The organism is Acinetobacter brisouisimilis, assembly GCF_000368265.1.
Taxonomy (GTDB): Bacteria; Pseudomonadota; Gammaproteobacteria; order Pseudomonadales; family Moraxellaceae; genus Acinetobacter.
On the sequence record NZ_KB851219.1, the window covers coordinates 119,496 to 139,149 of the forward strand.

The 19,654-nt window shown below is 40.8% G+C and carries 18 protein-coding genes and 1 tRNA gene; 13 read left to right on the forward strand and 6 right to left on the reverse strand.

The features are described 5' to 3' along the window. Positions 1 to 156 precede the first annotated feature (156 nt). Positions 157 to 1,422 (forward strand): iron-sulfur cluster carrier protein ApbC, encoded by a 1,266-nt coding sequence (gene apbC, locus F975_RS04250; protein ID WP_004750706.1) that lies wholly within the window; start codon positions 157 to 159, stop codon positions 1,420 to 1,422. A 48-nt stretch (positions 1,423 to 1,470) separates the two neighbouring features. Continuing rightward, positions 1,471 to 2,223, forward strand: coding sequence for a 5'-methylthioadenosine/S-adenosylhomocysteine nucleosidase (locus F975_RS04255; RefSeq protein ID WP_004750708.1), 753 nt, complete (start codon positions 1,471 to 1,473; stop codon positions 2,221 to 2,223). 7 nt (positions 2,224 to 2,230) lie between these two features. Here the strand turns inward: F975_RS04255 and F975_RS04260 are convergent, their stop codons facing one another. Further along, positions 2,231 to 2,779, reverse strand: a complete 549-nt coding sequence (locus F975_RS04260) for a DUF2062 domain-containing protein (protein WP_004750711.1) — start codon at positions 2,777 to 2,779, stop codon at positions 2,231 to 2,233. A 341-nt stretch (positions 2,780 to 3,120) separates the two neighbouring features. On the opposite strand from F975_RS04260, the gene F975_RS04265 reads away from it, so the two are divergent. Together F975_RS04265 and dcd are read left to right on the forward strand one after the other, a co-directional pair. Continuing rightward, positions 3,121 to 3,717 (forward strand): LysE family translocator, encoded by a 597-nt coding sequence (locus tag F975_RS04265; protein WP_004750713.1) that lies wholly within the window; start codon positions 3,121 to 3,123, stop codon positions 3,715 to 3,717. An 84-nt stretch (positions 3,718 to 3,801) separates the two neighbouring features. Continuing rightward, a complete protein-coding gene (gene dcd / locus F975_RS04270) occupies positions 3,802 to 4,371 on the forward strand; it encodes a dCTP deaminase (RefSeq protein WP_004750715.1) in 570 nt (189 codons plus the stop codon). Between the two features lie 63 nt (positions 4,372 to 4,434). Here the strand turns inward: dcd and F975_RS04275 are convergent, their stop codons facing one another. Both F975_RS04275 and F975_RS04280 read right to left on the reverse strand, forming a co-directional pair. Next, positions 4,435 to 6,150, reverse strand: a complete 1,716-nt coding sequence (locus tag F975_RS04275) for a proline--tRNA ligase (RefSeq protein WP_004750718.1) — start codon at positions 6,148 to 6,150, stop codon at positions 4,435 to 4,437. Positions 6,151 to 6,253: 103 nt separating this feature from the next. Continuing rightward, the gene (locus F975_RS04280; RefSeq protein WP_004750720.1) at positions 6,254 to 6,868 is read right to left on the reverse strand and encodes a hypothetical protein; all 615 of its coding nucleotides are present in this window, start codon (positions 6,866 to 6,868) and stop codon (positions 6,254 to 6,256) included. Positions 6,869 to 7,156: 288 nt separating this feature from the next. Between F975_RS04280 and pilG the strand changes: the two genes are divergently transcribed. The 6 genes from pilG to F975_RS04310 all read left to right on the forward strand — a co-directional run bounded on the left by pilG (position 7,157) and on the right by F975_RS04310 (position 16,026). Next, the gene (gene pilG, locus F975_RS04285) at positions 7,157 to 7,540 is read left to right on the forward strand and encodes a twitching motility response regulator PilG (protein ID WP_004750722.1); all 384 of its coding nucleotides are present in this window, start codon (positions 7,157 to 7,159) and stop codon (positions 7,538 to 7,540) included. A gap of 21 nt (positions 7,541 to 7,561) precedes the next feature. Continuing rightward, complete coding sequence (locus F975_RS04290) at positions 7,562 to 7,930, forward strand: response regulator (RefSeq protein ID WP_004750724.1); 369 nt, start codon at positions 7,562 to 7,564, stop codon at positions 7,928 to 7,930. A 3-nt stretch (positions 7,931 to 7,933) separates the two neighbouring features. Further along, complete coding sequence (locus F975_RS04295; protein WP_004750726.1) at positions 7,934 to 8,461, forward strand: chemotaxis protein CheW; 528 nt, start codon at positions 7,934 to 7,936, stop codon at positions 8,459 to 8,461. Between the two features lie 46 nt (positions 8,462 to 8,507). Beyond that, entirely contained in the window at positions 8,508 to 10,580 is a 2,073-nt protein-coding gene (locus tag F975_RS04300) for a methyl-accepting chemotaxis protein (RefSeq protein ID WP_004750728.1), read from the forward strand. A gap of 123 nt (positions 10,581 to 10,703) precedes the next feature. Beyond that, on the forward strand, positions 10,704 to 15,566 hold the full coding sequence (locus tag F975_RS04305; RefSeq protein ID WP_004750730.1) for an Hpt domain-containing protein: 4,863 nt from the start codon (positions 10,704 to 10,706) through the stop codon (positions 15,564 to 15,566). Positions 15,567 to 15,576: 10 nt separating this feature from the next. Continuing rightward, on the forward strand, positions 15,577 to 16,026 hold the full coding sequence (locus F975_RS04310) for a hypothetical protein (RefSeq protein ID WP_004750732.1): 450 nt from the start codon (positions 15,577 to 15,579) through the stop codon (positions 16,024 to 16,026). Positions 16,027 to 16,084: 58 nt separating this feature from the next. On the opposite strand, the gene dapE is transcribed toward F975_RS04310, so the two are convergent. The 3 genes from dapE to F975_RS04325 form a co-directional block, all read right to left on the reverse strand. After that, positions 16,085 to 17,218, reverse strand: a complete 1,134-nt coding sequence (dapE, locus tag F975_RS04315) for a succinyl-diaminopimelate desuccinylase (RefSeq protein WP_004750735.1) — start codon at positions 17,216 to 17,218, stop codon at positions 16,085 to 16,087. A gap of 106 nt (positions 17,219 to 17,324) precedes the next feature. Next, a complete protein-coding gene (locus tag F975_RS04320) occupies positions 17,325 to 17,465 on the reverse strand; it encodes an entericidin A/B family lipoprotein (RefSeq protein WP_004750737.1) in 141 nt (46 codons plus the stop codon). 84 nt (positions 17,466 to 17,549) lie between these two features. Next, a complete protein-coding gene (locus F975_RS04325) occupies positions 17,550 to 18,467 on the reverse strand; it encodes a DUF1853 family protein (protein WP_004750739.1) in 918 nt (305 codons plus the stop codon). 42 nt (positions 18,468 to 18,509) lie between these two features. Between F975_RS04325 and F975_RS04330 the strand changes: the two genes are divergently transcribed. The 3 genes from F975_RS04330 (at position 18,510) to F975_RS04340 (ending at position 19,652) form a co-directional block, all read left to right on the forward strand. Next, positions 18,510 to 18,887 (forward strand): YbaN family protein, encoded by a 378-nt coding sequence (locus F975_RS04330; protein ID WP_004750741.1) that lies wholly within the window; start codon positions 18,510 to 18,512, stop codon positions 18,885 to 18,887. 2 nt (positions 18,888 to 18,889) lie between these two features. After that, positions 18,890 to 19,420, forward strand: a complete 531-nt coding sequence (gene elsL, locus F975_RS04335; protein ID WP_004750743.1) for a cell wall-recycling L,D-carboxypeptidase ElsL — start codon at positions 18,890 to 18,892, stop codon at positions 19,418 to 19,420. 159 nt (positions 19,421 to 19,579) lie between these two features. After that, a tRNA-Val gene (locus F975_RS04340) sits at positions 19,580 to 19,652 on the forward strand. The last annotated feature ends 2 nt before the right edge of the window (positions 19,653 to 19,654 follow it).

The following is a 19,654-nucleotide window of genomic DNA, read 5'->3' on the forward strand; positions in this document are numbered from 1 at the left end:
CAAATTAAAGATTAAGCGAAATCTTCATATTCAGACCAAAATAAAATCTTGGCATTTTTACCAGTCATATTGATCATGGCTATCAATAAAGTTGACTTAAACTTATCTGCAATTACAGTTAAACTAAACCCATTATCTTTCCTGTTGGAGTCAAATATGTCTTGGTTTTCTTCCTTAAAAGCAAAATTTGCCCCATCACAGGAGGTCAAAGAAGAAGAAATCCAGAAAGTCCTCCAAAGTTACTGTTTGCCCAATTCTGAAAATTTACTCAAAGACCGTATTAGTCAGGTCAATTTACAGGGTCAGATCTTACAACTGACCATTAATACTCATCCGAGTGAAGCTGAACAATTACAGCAAATTCACGATGAGCTTGCTGATGCCTTAGAAAAATGTGGCATTCAGGAGCTGAATTTACATGTGATTCAGCAAAAAACAGGACAGGCTGTAAGTGGTTGTGGCAGTCAGCAGCATGGTGAAGCTGGGCATAGCTGTTCATCAAAACCAAAAGCTGAAGCGGGTAATTTACCGCCTGTCGTAGATGCTTCGGCAAAACCTGAGCCAGTAGAAGCAGATCCAAATAATCCACCCATTCAAAAAGCTGCACCACAGCAGCGTGATGTGCCAAAGCACCCACGTATTCAGCATGTGATCTTGGTATCTTCGGGTAAAGGTGGTGTGGGGAAATCGACGACAACGGTCAATCTGGCTTTGGGGCTGCAAAAACTCGGTTTAAAAGTGGGCGTGCTGGATGCAGACATCTATGGTCCAAGTATTCCAACCATGCTGGGCAATGCTGGGCAAACGCCACTGATTGAAAATGAACAGTTTGTGCCTTTGGAAGCTTATGGTATGCCTGTATTATCCATCGGGCATTTAACAGGGGACAACAATACGCCTGTCGCTTGGCGTGGGCCAAAAGCAACGGGTGCTTTAATGCAACTGTTTAACCAAACCTTGTGGCCTGAGCTTGATGTATTGATGATCGACATGCCACCAGGAACAGGTGATATTCAACTGACTTTAGCACAGCGCATTCCTGTCTCTGGCGCAGTCATTGTGACCACTCCGCAAAATGTTGCATTACTTGATGCGACCAAAGGAATTGAGTTATTCAATCGTATGCAGATTCCTGTATTGGGCGTGGTTGAAAACATGTCAACACATATCTGTTCAAATTGTGGTTTTGAAGAGCGGATTTTTGGGGTTGGTGGCGGTGATAAAATTTCTGAGCAATACCATATTCCACTCTTGGGACGTTTGCCTTTAAATGCGCAAATTCGTGAAAATGCCGATAAAGGTGAACCAAGTGTGGTCGCAATGGATGATGCTCATGACAGCTATATGGCGATTGCCGAACAACTTTTGAAGTGTATTGAAAAGTTACCAAAAACTGATAAAGATCAAAATCGTATTTTTTAATCGCTTAAAGCCTGATGCCTGCATCAGGCTTTTTTAATGGAGGGATTCATGATGCGACCGCTGATTATTCAAGGTGCTCTTCCTGTTGAGTGTGAACATTTGGCAAGCCAATTAACCAATGTTGAAATGGAAACTATCGGCGGCTGGGTATTTTGGAAGGGGCATTATCAAGGCTTTCCAGTGATTATTTCCAAAACTCGTATGGGAATGACCAATTCTGCTGCGGCAACAGCAATTGCTATTTTAAAATATCAGCCCTGCGCCATTATTAATCAGGGAACATCGGGTGGGCATGATCCCGCATTAAATGTATTTGATCTCGTGCTTGGGCGTACAGTTTGTAATATTGGTGCATTCAAAACACCCAAAAAAGCACTGGGTGAAGGTGCCGATGCTTTAGCGTGGAGAGAAGCCTTTGATGTTTTAGCAGAAGATGAAACGGATCCTGAACCGATTGCGATTCGATATTTTTATGCAGACCCTGCATTATTTGCTGCGGCACAGTATGTTCGACACGACTATAGGGCGGGGCAAGTTGTAGAAGGTATTATTGGCTCGGCAGATGTCTGGAACAATGAACTGGATCGAATTGCTTTTTTTCGAGAGGTTTATGGCACAGTCACCGAAGAAATGGAAGGTGCTTCTGTGGCACAAGTTGCTGCCCAGTTTCAGGTACCTTTTTTGGCGATACGGGTTGTATCCAATAATTTAACCAATCAACAAACTTATAATGCGAAAACAGGGCAGGCATGTCAGGACTTTGTATTTAAAGTCGTACAGCATTATTTAGCAGAGCTATAAAAATTTTTTAAAGTGGGGCTTGGTTGTGGCGCTTATGCCAGGTGCGGATCACGCTCCAACGCCAAAGTACCAGCGTTACGATATAGAGAACTATAGCGACCAGTAAGGCTTCAACAATCAAACCTGTCAGAAGGATTTTGGCTAAACTAAAATCAATATGCCCATGCCCGAAATGCTCAATCCAGTTCACAATCTGGTGCATGACGCCCATCAGCATGGCTTTGTCGATCATGTGGACTTGATAGATTTTAGTCCCGAACCAAAATCCGATATATAAAATGGGAACTAACGTAAATGGATTGCTCAGCCATGCCAAAGCCAAGCTGACAGGCAGGTTAATTTCGAGGAGTAATACCGCAAGAACGATGAATATACTATGAAAAGGTATAGGAAGCAGACCGAAGAATGAACCGATAAAAATCGCTTTGCAGATCGATTTTCGGTTGACATACCACAGCAAAGGGTTGGCTGTATGCTTACCAAACAGTTTCATCATTTTCATAGAGGAAACTCGTTCGGGCGAAGGCAACCAAGATTGCAATAGTTGTTTAACCATACATGCTCAAATTTAATCGATTCAACATCACTCAATATTATATATTGGGTCATTTCCACTTTATGCAAGCAAACTTAGCGAGAGCTTAATTGTCTGCACTTTTACATTGCGCTGCCAAAACGATATGTAACATACATGCTAAAATAGCATAGAATCCGCCTGTATTGGCTATTTTGATCATTTCAGCTGTTCTGTATACTCGCCCATGGTCTAATTTGATTTATTTAAGATATTGAAAATATGGATTTTATTTTATTTATTTAAAAATGGTTACAATTACTTTTTTGCCTTGATTGGCAAAATGCCATACTTTGGCGACGATCAACTTTGGAGGTCAGTGGATGATATCTTGGTTATTTCTCGGTTCTGTAATTACAATTTTGTTTACACCTGGTCCAACCAACACTTTATTGGCTTCTTCAGGTATTCGAGCAGGACTAAAAACATCATTAAAACTTATTCCAGCAGAAACATTAGGTTATTTAATTGCGATTACGTTGTGGGGCATTCTGATTAGTTTTGTGGAGCAGCGCTTACCACTATTACCGAAATTGCTCCAGCTTTTGAGTGCGAGTTATATGTTGTATTTGGCAGTTAAGCTTTGGAAAACTGCTAACCATGATTTAGATCTACAACAGTCAGTAATTCAGCCTAGAGAATTATTTGTTGCAACCTTATTCAACCCTAAAGGTTTGGTGTTTGCATCGGTCATTTTTCCTAAAATGGTTTGGCAAAGCGCAGGGCTTTACTTATTGCATATTGGGGTGTTTTTATTACTCATCGTACCGATCGCTTTTTGCTGGATTCTGTTAGGCACCTATCTCACCAAAAATAAAGTTTCTTGGTTAAACCCTTGTAATTTGCAGCGTACAGCTTCTTTAATTCTGATGTCTTTTTCTGTTCCCTTGAGTTATTCAGCTCTGATTCGTTTATATTGAGTTTTGATCATGGTCAAAATCGTTAAATTCAGTTAAAGTACAGCCCAATATTGATAGATTGATTTAGGATTTTGGAATAGCTACATGGCCATTAAGTCTGATCGTTGGATTCGCGAAATGAGTGAGCAACACGGTATGATCGAACCGTTTGCGCCCAATCAGGTTCGCTATAATGAACAAGGTGAGAAGTTAATTTCTTACGGTGTATCTAGTTACGGTTATGATGTTCGCTGTGCACGCGAATTTAAAGTCTTTACCAATGTACATTCTGCAATTGTCGACCCTAAAAACTTTGATGATAAAAGCTTTATCGACATTGAATCCGATGTATGTATTATCCCGCCAAATTCGTTTGCGCTAGCACGTACCGTTGAGTATTTTCGCATTCCGCGTAGTGTGCTAACAGTATGCCTGGGCAAGTCAACGTATGCGCGTTGCGGTATTATTGTGAATGTCACACCACTTGAACCTGAGTGGGAAGGGCATGTAACTTTAGAATTTTCAAATACCACAAACTTGCCTGCACGTATTTATGCGGGTGAAGGTGTTGCACAAATGTTGTTCTTCGAATCTGATGAAGTGTGCGAAACTTCTTATAAAGACCGTGGTGGTAAGTACCAAGGTCAGCAAGGTGTGACATTGCCAAAAGCTTAATTCAGTGCTGATGGCAAGACATAAAAAATCCCGCAGCTTGGCGGGATTTTTTATGGGGCTAAATTAGCCACGTAATTTTTCTAGTAGTTCATCTTTACTGATATTCACTGATTCAGCATCACGGCGGCCTTTATATTCAAAAGTACCCGCGTCTAAGCCTTTTTCACCAATCACAATACGGTGTGGAATACCTACTAGCTCAAGATCTGAGAATTTCACGCCTGGGCGCTCGTTACGATCATCTAGCAATACATCAAAACCTTGCGCTTGTAATTCTGCGTATAAGGCTTCAGCAGCTTCTAAAGTGCGTGGTGATTTGTGTGCATTCATTGGTACGATTGCCACTTCAAATGGTGCAATCGCTGATGGCCAAATAATTCCTTTGTCATCGTAGTTTTGCTCGATTGCAGAAGCCACCACACGGGTAACCCCGATACCGTAACAACCCATGGTAACGGTCAGAGGTTTACCATCTTCACCGAGAACCTTACAGCCTAACGCTTCAGAGTATTTTTGACCTAACTGGAAGATATGACCGACTTCAATACCACGTTTAATTTGTAAAACGCCTTTCCCGTCTGGAGATGGGTCGCCGTCTACGACATTACGCAAGTCATAAACTTCACTGATTTGAGCATCACGTTCCCAGTTTACCCCAGTAGCATGTCGATCAACCTGATTCGCACCTGCTACAAAGTCAGACAATACTGATGCAGCGCGATCTACGATTACAGTTAAACCTTTTTCAACTAAGCCTTGTGGACCTGTAAAACCAGCAGTTAAACCATATTGTTGCAATTGAGCTTCAGTGGCAAAAGTTAGTGGAGCAGCAATTTGTGGATGCTTTTCAGCTTTGATTTCATTGAGCTCATGATCGCCACGCAGGAACAGTGCCACGACAGGAACATTTCCATCTTCTTGGGCAATACCTTGAACCAAAAGTGCTTTCACGGATTGTTTTGGATCTGCTTTTAAGAAAGCACACACATCTGCAATGGTTTTGGTATTTGGTGTATCAACCACTTGAAGTTCTTGAGCAGGTGCTTGGCGTTCACCAACCAATACAGCTTCGGCTTTTTCAACATTGGCTGCATAGTCAGATTCAGTTGAAAATACGATATCGTCTTCACCACTTTCTGCAAGTACATGGAATTCATGTGAACCTGAACCGCCAATTGAGCCTGTATCTGCTTGTACTGGACGGAAATTTAAGCCTAAGCGTGTGAAGATACGGCAATAGGTGTCATACATCACATCATAAGTTTCTTGCAAAGAGGCTTGATCTACGTGGAATGAGTAAGCATCTTTCATCACAAATTCGCGTGAACGCATCACACCAAAGCGTGGGCGTATTTCATCACGAAACTTAGTTTGAATCTGATAGAAATTGATCGGTAGTTGTTTATAGCTTTTTAATTCATTACGAGCCAAGTCGGTAATGACTTCTTCGTGAGTTGGGCCAAGTACAAATGGGTTATCATGACGATCTTTAAAGCGAAGAAGTTCAGGGCCGTATTGTACATAACGACCAGATTCTTCCCAAAGGCTGGCAGGCTGAGTCACAGGCATAAACACTTCTAATGCATTAGAACGGTTCATTTCTTCGCGCACAATTGCTTCAACTTTATTTAGCACACGTTTACCCATTGGCAGCCAAGTGTATAAACCTGACGCCAATTTACGAATCATGCCAGCTCGAAGCATTAACTGGTGCGAAATAACTTCCGCATCGTTTGGGGTTTCTCTTAACGTTGCAAATAAAAAGCGACTCGCGCGCATGGAGGTTATCCTGATACTTTAAGGTGAAAAAATTATACGATAAAAACAGCTCAAAATGAGCGAAGCATTTGAATTGAAAAATTATGACATGAATTTTACAGGATTATTCCATTAATTTTAAACGAGAGATAATCTTGTCATATTTTAGCTGAGTATCCCTATAATTATTTTGCAAATCTAGAATCCTATTTTTGCTGTGGTTTATCGCCTGATCATTTTGATGAATGTGATCTTTGAGCGCAGCAGGTACAGACTTGCCTTGACGTATATATTGCAGTTCTTCACGACGTAGTGACACTTGGTCTTGATAGGTATCTTTGGTGTGTTGTTGTTGAATATTGATTTGAATTTTAATTGCTTTTAACGCTTCTTGTTTTTTTAATTCGGCTGTTCGACTAGAGGTATATGCTTGTTTGAGTCGAAGATCGGTTTCATGCTGTTTGGATTGTATGCCATAGGATTGAGCGTTTTGTTGTGATCGTTCAGCGTTAAAAGCAGGAACATGACGAATAATCTGCATTCTTCGATCAAGAACATCGTAGCCCTGTTGAATATGAGTTGAAGAAACGGAAGAGCTAATCGTGGCAACACCATTGCGATCATAATAACGATACCATGCAGGTGGGGGTAAGTTATCGGCAAGCGCGAGAGAAGAAATTGAAAATGGTATAAAAATATAGATGATTATTTTTAGCAATTTTAGCTGGTTAAATGTCATGATGTCCCCGAAAATTGAAAAAGATAATCAAATTTTTATTCATACAGATCATATTATCGGCTAAGGCTTTTACCTGACTCAAGACTAAATTGAAGTTTTTAATGAAAAAAAGGTAGACTAATCAACTAAAAGTTAATAATTTGTTGGCTGTATCACCAAAAGTCGGCAAACTAGCACAAAAGCTTCGTTGAAAAAGCAATAAAATAGATGTTTAATATCTGTAAATAACTGTGAAAACCCATCTACATACTGTTGATTTTCATTGTTCCAAGGGGAAGGGATCATTAAATGCAAGAAAATAACCCAAAAAATTTAAAAGTTATGGTAATTGATGATTCAAAAACCATTCGCCGTACAGCTGAAACGCTTTTACAACGTGAAGGATATGAGGTTGTGACCGCAGTAGATGGATTTGAAGCATTGTCAAAAATTGCTGAAACAAATCCAGATATTGTATTCGTTGATATTATGATGCCTCGCTTAGATGGCTACCAAACTTGTGCGCTAATCAAAAATTCGCAACAATATCAAAATATTCCAATTATCATGTTGTCGAGTAAAGATAGCTTGTTTGATCAGGCAAAAGGTCGTATTGTGGGTTCAGATCAATATTTGACTAAGCCTTTTAGTAAAGATGAATTGATTGATGCAATTCGTACACATGTTGCATAAGAGTTTTGGGAAAATTAAATAATGGCACGTATTTTAATCGTAGATGATTCTCCTACAGAAACTTTTCGTTTTAAAGAGATTTTGACTAAGCATGGCTATGAAGTACTTGATGCAAGCAATGGTGCCGATGGCGTTACTTTGGCTGAGTCTGCGCTTCCAGATTTAATTCTTATGGATGTAGTCATGCCTGGTGTTAATGGTTTTCAGGCGACCCGTCAAATTACGCGTGCTGAGAAAACCAAACATATTCCGATTATTATTGTGAGTACTAAAGATCAGGCAACTGACCGTGTTTGGGGTAAACGTCAGGGTGCTCGCGATTATTTAACAAAACCTGTGGAAGAAGAAGCATTAATCGAAGTAATAAAACAATATCTTAATGCGGGATAAACTATGGCAGCAAATGGTTTTATCGAATTACTTCGCTTAGCAAAACGAGGAAATAAAAACTATACCTCAAGTGAAAATGAAGTAAATCGGTGGTCAGGTATTGCGTTTGAAATGTTGGGGCAATTCTTCGTTGCCCCACTTGGGGAGGTATCAGAAGTCATTTATTACCCACATTATACGCTGATTCCCAATAGTCATTCATGGCTAAAGGGCCTGGCAAATATTCGTGGTCGACTTCTTCCAATTACAGATTTGCCTGAATATTTTTCAGGTGAACCGAGTCGTAATCCAAGCCAGCAAAAAGTATTATGTATTAGTCATCAAGACCAATATCTAGGCTTAGCTGTAGATCGAGTGCTTGGTATTCAACATTTCAATAAAAGAAGTTTCTTTTCAAGTAATAGATCTTTAGATCAACGACTCCAAAAATACTGTCAAGGCTATTTTAGCCAACACCAACGAGACTGGAATATTTTCTTATTCAGCCGAATGCTGAAAGATACTGAATATATGAATGCCGCGATAAAGTAATAAATGATTACATCGCTTAAATATTGCGATTCTGGGGAGAAGCTGGATGGGCTTTTTTGATAAATTAAAAGGTACAACAACAGGCCAAATCAGTTTAAATAGTGATGAAGGTTTTGTTCGTAAGATAAAAGACACGCTTGATGCAACTTCGGACACATTTGGTGACCGTGAGCGTGCAAAACCATTTATTCAGATGGGTTTGGTGTGTGCAGCCGTTTCTTTTGTGCTTTTATTGGTTTTGGCATATAGCGTACCGCGTAACAAAACCCAGACTGAAAGTTTGGGTGAGTTACGTTTGTTATCTCAGATGATTTCCCGTCAAGCAACTGATGCAACAGCATCGGGTTCTGAGGACTCGGTTAAAAAACTTAAGAACTTACAACAACAATTTAATGCAAGTTTGGCAAGTTTAAAAACAGTTCATAGCCGTGTCGACAATTTAAAGAAAGTTGAAGACCAATGGACGCAAACTTCAAAAAATATTGATACCATCGTTCAAAATGAAAAAATCCTGAACAAATTGTACGATACCAATGTTGCAATTAGTCAGGTTGTTCCTGGTATGCAGGCGCAATATAATGCTGTAGTCGACCAAATGGTACATAGCAATATGCCGAGCAGTCAGGTTGTTATTGCAAAAAACCAAGTGTTGATTGCTGAGCGTATTTTACGTTCAATTGATGCAATTTTATCAGTATCAGACACTTCAAAAGAATCAGCAGATGACTTTAAAACAGATGCCGATACTTTTGGTAAGTATCTCAATGCACAATTAAACGGTAGTGCGGAGTTAGGTGTAGCACGTATTGATGATCCAGATTTGCGTGATCAGCTCACTGAAATTCAGACTGAGTATAATCAAGTCATCAAAACAGGTGCGGCAGTACTTTTCAACAACTCTGCTAAAGTTGCAGCTGTACAGAAATCAACAGCACAAATCTTTAACCAGTCTGGTGATTTGCTTGCGTCATTAAATAAATTATCAACTACAGCATCTGCAACAATTTACTTCTCATTCCTGTTAATTATCAGCTTTGTTGGATTCTTATACTGTGCATATCGCCTTTTAAGCCTACGTGGTGAAGCCGATAAAGTCCGTATGGACAGCTTGCAAGAAGAATATGACCGTAACCAGAATGCGATTTTACGTTTACTTGATGAAATCGCCGATTTGGCAGATGGTGACTTGCGTAGTTATGCAACAGTATCGGAAGACTTTACAGGTGCGATTGCCGACTCTATTAACTTTGCGATTGACCAATTACGTGACTTGGTATCGCGAATTAATGACACCTCTCAAGAAGTTGCACGTTATTCTCAAGGCACACAGCAGATTACCAATCAGCTTGCTGAAGCGGCAGAACATCAGGCGCAAGAGATTGCTGGTGCCTCAGCTGCAATGAATGAAATGGCATTGTCTATTGATCAGGTATCTACCAACGCAACAGAATCTGCAGAGGTTGCGCAGCGTTCGGTTGTCATCGCGGCAAATGGCGCGGATGTTGTAAACCGTTCAATTGAAGGTATGGATAATATTCGTGAGCAGATTCAAGAAACCTCAAAACGTATTAAGCGTTTGGGTGAATCTTCTCAAGAGATTGGGAACATCGTCTCTCTGATTAACGATATTGCCGACCAAACGAACATCTTGGCGTTGAATGCAGCAATTCAGGCATCCATGGCTGGTGAAGCGGGTCGTGGTTTCGCGGTGGTTGCCGATGAAGTCCAGCGTCTTGCGGAACGTTCAGCATCTGCAACCAAACAGATTGAAAACCTTGTAAAAACCATTCAGACCGATACCAACGAAGCCGTTATCTCCATGGAGCATACGACTGCCGAAGTTGTTCGTGGTGCGAACTTGGCGAAGGATGCAGGGGTTGCCTTGGATGAGATCCAAAACGTATCGAAAGCATTGGCACAGTTGATTGACAACATTTCAAATGCTGCACAATTGCAGTCAGCATCTGCAAGTCATATTGCCAATACGATGAGCGTTGTACAAGACATTACATCGCAAACAACAACTTCAAGTTTTGATACAGCACGATCTGTTTCTGAGTTGGCAAATATGGCGGAGTCACTCCGTGAATCTGTAACAGACTTTAAGTTACCTGAATAAATAACTTTTGTCTGTTGAAAGGGTTTCTTGTTTACGAATGAGAAGCCCTTGGAGCAACCGCAGTAGCTAGATGTCTCTAGCTTGCGCTCAACAATATCAAGCTAAACAGAAGAAGTTTGAGCGATGAAAGAAATACTAAAAAATTTAGTAACAACGATCTCGTTGCCTGAAGATGGCTATTTAGAACAGGATGCTGAGATTTTAGAGATCTTTGTTGAAGAGCTTCAGGAAATCTTGGCTGAATTTGAGCATCTATTTCCATTGTGGTTAGCAGATGCCAATAATGAACAGTATTTAAAAGACATTCGCCGTCATTTCCATACCTTAAAAGGATCTGGGCGAATGGTTGGGGCTTATCAAGCGGGTGAGCTGGCTTGGACAACTGAAGATCTACTCAATCGAGTCATGGCGAAAAGTGTAGATTTATCTTCTCAGATTCAGCAATTTGCTTTGGCATGCTTTCGAGTTTTTCAATATAAGCTTTATCCATTATTGCAGCAGCAGCAGGCTTTAACCTTAGACTTGCGGCCAATGGTATTGCTTGGACAACAGTTACAGCAACAGCAAACCCCAGATACTATTTTACAAGATCTTTTGACTGTCACAGCGAACTTGCACAGTGAAGCCGATATTACAGGGCTTGAGCTGGTTGATGATGCTAAGCAATCTGATACCAAAGATGTTGTGGTGGATATTGCTTTGCCTGTTGAGCAATTCGTTGATGTTGATTCGGTTAATCAACCAGCTTTTGTACAGGCTAAAGAAGAAATCGTATTTTCTGAGACCTTAACAATTTATTTGGAAGAGGCGTTAGAGCATTTAGATACGATTAATCAGTTTGTTCAACAACGTGATCCATCTGCAAAACAGATTGATGCGTTAATTCGTGCTTTACATACCTTAAAAGGTAGTTCGGGCATGGCACATATTGAACCAATTTTTCAAGCGAGTGCCAATGTTGAACATGCTTTAAAGGCACATTTACAAAAAGAGCAATCTTTGACAGATGCTGAAACGGATCTACTGGTGAACTTCTCTAAGTTTATCACGACGTATCTGGCCGATCTGAAACAAGAACCGACTGAACAAAGCCTTGGTGTGGCTGAAGAATTTGAACGTACTTGGCATGAGTATCAGGAAAATCAGCAACATACTAAAGAAGCATTAAATATTAGTGGTTTAATCAATGACATTATGGCATTGAATATTGACCATTTGCTGGATGCTGAGCATGATTTTGAAAAGTCTGTTAAGAATGATCCAACGTACTATCTTGCAACTTTAATTCAAGAAGCTACTATTCTTGGCGAGTATACTGATAAATTTTCAACACTCGCATTGCCTCAGTTAGCAGATAAGTTGAAATCTTGCTATCAGGTTGTTTTAGATAAAACATGGGTGTTGGATTCTGACTATACTTTTGAGCTATTTGATGATGCTCATCAAGAATTAATCCATTACTTTGACTTGCTTGCAACGGGGCAAATGGTTTATTTGTCGAACCAGACAGAGCATGTCTTAAATGATTTGTTGGATTGGTTACAGCAACAGCAGCCAGAGCACGTAACAGCAACTGAAACCAGCTTTGATTTATCAAGTTATGTACAGCGATTAGCACAAGATCAACAGGCTTTGGCTCAAGGTGTAGTTCTTGATGATCAAGAGCTTATAGATGTATTCCTTGATGAAGCTGATGATCTGTTAGCACAGATTGATCATTCGTTTAATATATATCAACAAGAACCTGAACACATTAAGGCATTGAATCATTTGATGCGTTATTTGCATACCTTAAAGGGTGGTGCAAATATGATTCAGGCGAAAAATATTGGCTTGATTGCGCATGAGCTGGAAACAATTTTTGAACGTCTGATTAACCGGCAATTACAAACATCGCCGAAACTGGTGGCAGTATTGCGTGTGGTGCTTGATGCTGTTGCGGATCGTATTGATTTGGTTCGTGAATCACGATGCGATTATTCGGCAGTCATCACATTACAAGTTTTAGATGAGTTATTGAAGCCTAGCATCAGTCGTCGTGCTGAGCAGACACAAGTCAATGTGCCTGTTGAGCCGATTGTGGTTAAAACTCCTGCACCAGTCTTAGCTGAACCAGAGATCAATGTAAATGATCCAATCAGCCGTGTCGCACAGCGTATCTTTAGTGATCATCTTGCAGTTGAAAGTGCACAAGTCACTCACTTGCCAGATACTGACCTGAATCTGATTTTCCTAGATGAAGCAGAAGATTTACTGGTACAACTTGATCATGACTTTAATGCATATTTACATGAGAATTATAAGCCTGAATATCTGAATGTCCTGATGCGTCATTTGCACACCCTTAAAGGTGGTGCAAATATGATTCAGGCGACTCAGATCGGTTTAATTGCACATGAACTCGAAACTGTTTATGAGAAACTGATTTATCAGCAATTGCAGCCAACCGAATATTTGCTGGCAGTCTTGCGTCTGGCACAAGATCAGATTGCTGAACGTGTTGAAGTGATTCAGCAAAAAGGAATTGATTATCCAGCAACAGCGATTCTACAAGTTTTACATGAACTTGCTACCGTTGAAGAGAAAGCAGCTTCACAATCAGTTAGTCTTGAGCCTATAGTTGATCTGTCTGAAAATATAGATCAAGCGGTTGAATTACAAGCATTGATTCAAGAAAGCTTTATTGAAGAAACTCAAGAGCTTATTCAAAAAATTCAGACGCGGTTGCAGCGTTGGTTTGATCAGCGTACCAATCGTAGTTTGCTGCTTGAATTGCAACGTGATACACACACTATTAAAGGTGCTGCACGTATGGCGGGGGTTCAACCTGTCATCGATATTGCAACAGCATTGGAAAATACATTCGAACAATTTGCATTACGCCAGTTTAGTTCAAATGTATATGATGGCTTATTGCTCAATATCGTTGCATGGTTGCGGCAGGCGATTCAATCGAATCAATATGATGGTCTAGAGACGCTGAAACAGCAGTTGACTTCGATTGAGTTTATTGATGTCTCTGTACAATTACCACAACAAGCTTCTAGTCATCTTGATTCCGCGAATAATCTATTTGCTGGCTTTATTGAAGGGGATGGTACAGAACCTCCTTCAATGCTGGGTGAATGGGATACTGAAAATACTACAGATCAAAATAATGAGATGATTCGTATTTCTGCAGGTCTAGTTGAGACAATGATCAACTTGACAGGTGAGAATGCGATTAACCGTTCGCGTATTGAAATGGGAATCAGTCAGTTCACCATCACGCTCAATGAAATGGAACTGGCAATTCAGCGTTTGTCTGATCAGTTACGTCGAATGGAAGGCGAACTTGAAACCCAGATTATTGCCAAGCATGGAATGGAAAATTCTCGTTATGCTGATTTTGACCCCTTGGAGATGGATCAATATTCATCCTTGAATCAATTATCCAAATCATTGGCGGAATCTGCATCGGATTTGATCGACTTTAAAGTGACACTAGCCGACAAAGTTCGCGATGCAGAGGCATTATTGTTACAACAGTCCCGTATTCAGGCAGAAATGCAAGATGGCCTGATGCGTGTACGTCTCGTACCATTCTCGCGTATTTTAAGTCGTTTACAGCGTCTTGTTCGCCAAACGTCATCAACTTTGAATCGTGCAGTCAATTTAAATATTGTCAATCAAGATGTTGAACTTGACCGAAGCATTTTGGAGCGATTGGTTACGCCGTTGGAACACATGATGCGTAACGCGATTGACCATGGGATTGAGTCGGCAGAAGAGCGCTTAGCACAGCATAAGCCTGAAGCAGGGCGTATTGAGATTGAAATCGGCCGCCAGGGTTCTGATATTGTGGTTGAGGTGCGTGACGATGGGCGAGGAATTAATCCGAGTAAGATCGAAAACAAAGCTCGCCAGCTAGGTTTGATTAGTGCTGATCATAATTTAAGTCAGCAGGAAATTTTACAATACATCTTCCATTCTGGTTTTTCGACAGCAAAAGAAGTTACACAGATTTCTGGTCGTGGTGTCGGTCTGGATGTTGTACAAAGTGAAATTAAAACTCTGGGTGGGCACGTTTCTATTCAATCTGAGCAAGGTCGTGGAACGACATTTATTATCCGCGTTCCAACAACGGTTGCGGTCAGTGATGCCTTGATGGTGAAAGTTGCTGATCAGCAGTTTGCAATTCCATTGACTCAGATTGAGCGTATTGTACGAATTTCTCCACAAGCTCTAGCCGATTACTTTGCAGGTAATGAAGAAGCCTTCGGTATTGATGGGCAAAAGTATAAACTGCGTTATGTCTCTGAATTTGTCGGACATCAGCCAGTACCTCGTTTAAGTGGTGTGGGACATTCGTTACCTGTACTGTTAATTAAAGGTCATAACAACCAGACCGTTGCATTGTTGGTTGACCAGTTGATCGGCTCTCGTGCACAAATTGTAGTGAAACCATTGGGTCAGCAATTAGCAAAAATTGATGTGATCGGTGGTGCAACGATTTTGGGGGATGGTCAAGTTTGTCTGATTCTTGATGGTCATAATATTGCGCGCCGTATCCAAAGCACTCAGCGTACCGCTGCTCTATCTGAACAGCGTCGTGATGTTGCCAAAGTTACTCGTGCTCGCCGATTAGTGATGATTGTCGATGACTCGGTGACAGTGCGTAAAGTAACATCGCGTTTATTAGAACGTCATGGCTATGATGTTGTAACCGCAAAAGATGGTGTAGATGCCATTGAGCAAATTGAACATATCAAGCCAGATGTGATGTTGCTTGATATCGAAATGCCTCGAATGGACGGTTTCGAAGTCACCAATACATTGCGTCATCATGCCGTTTATCGTGATTTACCAATCATCATGATTACATCGCGTACAGGTGAAAAACATCGTGAGCGTGCATTTAGCCTAGGTGTAACTCACTATATGGGTAAACCATTCCAGGAAGCAGATTTGCTGCACCATATTGAGCAAATTTTGGCAGAGGCTTGAGGAATAGCAGATGAATACCGAACGTATACATAATATTGATCAGCAAGAGCTGCAACATTTAATTTCAGTCTCTACGGGCTTTATTGATGCTTATATTATTGAGTGTTATAACCAAGTACCCATGCTGATCCCTCAAAATATTGTATTGTCAGCACAAAATACAGAGACACAAGCCAATGTCCTCACTTGGCATGATGTTGATTTGCCAATTTATGCGATTCATCATCCTGATATGGAAGATGGAATTGCTTTGGTTATTGAAGGTGATGAAATTACTCAGCGGTTTGCTTTGTTATGCAATGAAATGCCACGAGGTATCCGCTTACGTATCTCTGAGGTTGTTGATGATGATCGACTGATTGATGACCCTAAAGTTTTCCAATATGTTGTGGCTGAAGGCAAGCAATATCAGATTCCTAATTTGGTAGAAATTCAACGTGAACTAGGAATTACTGGTTAATTTGAATTGAAAAAACAAAAAAGCCTTCGGTCACGAAGGCTTTTTTGTTTGGCTTAAATTAGGCAAGCAGTTGTACCAGAATTTCTTCATAAATACAGGCTAAAGGCTCAAGCTCATCGACATTGACATGCTCATTGACCTGATGAATTGTTGCATTGAGTACTCCTAATTCCAGAACTTGTGCACCTGTTGGTGCAATAAAACGACCATCTGAAGTTCCCCCACTGGTCGATAATTCTGTTTCAATTCCACAAACCTTACGAATTGCATGCTGAGTTGCTTTAACGAGTTCACCCACTGGAGTAAGGAATGGTAAACCAGAGAGAGTCCATTGAATTTCAAAATTTAATTTGTGTTTGTTGAGAATTTCAATCACACGTGCTTGTAATTGTTCGGCGGTGACTTCTGTGCAGTAACGGAAATTGAAAGTTACACTGAGTGTTCCAGGAATCACATTGGTTGCGCCTGTGCCTGCATGGATATTTGAAATCTGGAATGAAGTCGCTGGAAAATATTCATTGCCATGATCCCATACCGTGTTACAAAGTTCGTTCAGTGCAGGAGATGCCTGATGAATCGGGTTGTTGGCAAGATGAGGGTAGGCAACATGACCTTGTTTCCCTTGGATGGTTAAAACGGCATTCAGAGATCCGCGGCGTCCATTTTTGACAATATCACCGAGGCGATGAGTGCTTGATGGTTCACCTACAAGGCACCAAGTGATTTTTTCCTGACGAGCTTCTAAAGTTTCAATCACTTTTACTGTGCCATTAATTGCAGGACCTTCCTCATCGGAAGTAATTAAATAAGCAATAGAGCCTTTGTGGCTTGGGTGCTTGGCAACAAAACGCTCGGTTGCAACCACCATGGCAGCGAGTGCTGTTTTCATATCGGCACTACCACGACCGTACAATTTACCATCTTTAATTTCTGGTTGGAATGGCTGGGTTTTCCAGCCTTCTAGATTACCCGTCGGGACTACATCAGTATGACCTGCAAAGCAGAATACAGGTTCGGTTGTACCTCGGCGTGCCCAAAGGTTATCAACTTCTCCAAAACGCATTGGCTCAATATGAAAGCCAGCCTTTGCCAAGCGCTCTGCCATTATGGTTTGGCAGTTATGATCAACAGGTGTCACAGATGGCTGACGTAAAAGTTCTAGACTAAGATCAAGAGTTTCGGAGATAGACATAAGCAGCAAAAATCTAGCAGGATAAAATTTGTTGATTATGATAGGGGAAAGTCAGCAATAAAAAAACCTTATCGGAAAGATAAGGTTTTTTGACATCATTATGTTATTACATTTTTTCTTGGGTATTTGTTGCAGTATCGGAGACGACGTGCCCTGCAGATGATACATCTTGACCAACACCTCTAAGCGTATTACAACCAGTCAGAACAATAGCAAATGCGATTGAAGCAAATAGAATTTTTTTCATTAAGACTCTCCAGTATGTCATTTTTTGTTACTGTAGTATCAAGCATAAACAAGCCGTATTTAAAAAAGTATTGATGTTTGACATTTAAAATGTAATCACTTTGTAGCATTTGTATACAGAATCAATCAAAGCAGGTTGGCGATACATATAAGTAAGTTGTGTGTTTGCATCATAATATAAGCCGTTAGACCACCATTGCGCAGCAGTTGAAGTTGACTGAAGGTTAGGGCAAATCCATTCATGGCGTGTTAAATGCTGCATGGGCTGTTTCGGAATGAAAGTTCCCCAAAGCCCTAAGCGACGTTGTGTTGCGATCCATGATGGAGTTGCAAATAATTGATGCTCAGGAAGAAAAAGTTGTCCTTTGACTACTGCAAATTTTTGCTGAATACGACGCCCAAAAACCTCATCAAACTGGAACTGGCGTTCGGTGAAATGGCGCAGTTTTTTTAAGAAGGTATCATCGCGATTTAAGCCATACCAAAAAGGCAGGCTGTAATCACGTTCTGCCAAGTAATACTTTAATGCTACTTCCCAATGTTCAACTTGTTGGCTTTGATGATTAAATACCACAAAATCAAGTTCACCCAAGGTTTTTGCGCCATCAATTTGTTGCAGGCTATGCCCTAATAGCTCATAGGGGTGATAACGCTGTTCAGGATTGTCTTGTAACCAGAACCACAACAACATTTCAAAGCGTAGTCCTAGGCGCGTGCTTTTGAGCTGCGCTAGAAATTGCTGTAATGGAGCAGGGTCATGATCCAGTTGCTTTAGGCGAGATTGATACTGCAGATAATATTGTTGCCATGTGGCAGCATCATGTAACTGAAAACCGTGTCGAATCTCCAGTTCCAAAGGCAACTCACACAGTAAATTTGGGCTAGCAATTGCAAAAGCCAGTTGTCGTACACAGGGTTGTGTGAAAATCAGCCAAGGCTCAAAATAATCGTTTTGGTGTAAAGGCAGTATGGGGTGAGTCATTAAAATTACACCAATTACCATGAAGACCTTATACTAGCACTGTTCATCTGAGCAGGTTGTTGAATGAAAACATTGTTTTGGCGCATTCTAGTGAGTATTTTTGTCATACTGGCAATGATAGGTGCCATTTTACCTGGAATGCCAACCACCATTTTTTTGATTTTAGCTGCTTGGGCTGCATCGAAAGGCTGGCCACAGATGGATGCATGGTTACTCAATCATCCTAAATATGGCGTAACATTACGCAATTGGCGTGAACATGGCACAGTACCACGTAAAGCCAAATACTGGGCATCAGGTATGATGTTTGTCAGCGCGATGATCATGTTGTTTACCCGAGCGCCACTCCTTGTTAAGGTATTTACCGATATCACAATGTTGATCGTTGTCATTTGGCTGTGGCAACGACCAGAACCTGCTGCCCACGATTTGAGAAAGTAAAGATGCTTCCAACTTCCTTGCACGATGCTGATATTTTAGTAGATCTTGAGACTCAAACCCTGATATTACCTAAACTCAAGAAGAAATATCTGATTTCCTCTGGAAAAAATGGCATTGGCGAAGCTGAAAATAGTGGTAAAACCCCAAGAGGCTGGCATCGAGTTGCAGAAAAATTTGGTCAGAATTTACCAGCTAACAGTGTTTTTATTGCACGGCAAGCAACGGGCGAAACTTATTCTGCAGATTATGCTGCACAGTTTCCTGAACGTGACTGGATTTTATCTCGTATTTTATGGTTACAGGGGCTAGAACAGGGTTTTAACCTTGGTGAGGGTTGTGACACCTATCGCCGTTACATTTATATTCATGGCACGCCAGATAATCAACCAATGGGAATTGCAGCTTCACATGGTTGTATCCGCATGCGGAATCAGGATGTTATCGAGCTATTTGAATCTATTGCTACGGATGCCTTAGTGTATTTGTCTGAGTCTAAAATTGATCAACAAATTTATGATTCACTTGAAGTTTAAGCCAAAATAATGCCTCATTTTACTGAGATTTACAGTATTTGGCGAAAAATGACTTATTTTTTAATCATTCAGATACAAAAATAACGAAATGCCTCGAAAAGCGTTTGACAGTAGATCAAGATTCTCTATAATGCACCTCACAAACGATAAAGACGTTAAGGGCGCTTAGCTCAGTTGGTAGAGCGTCTGCCTTACAAGCAGAATGTCGGCGGTTCGATCCCGTCAGCGCCCACC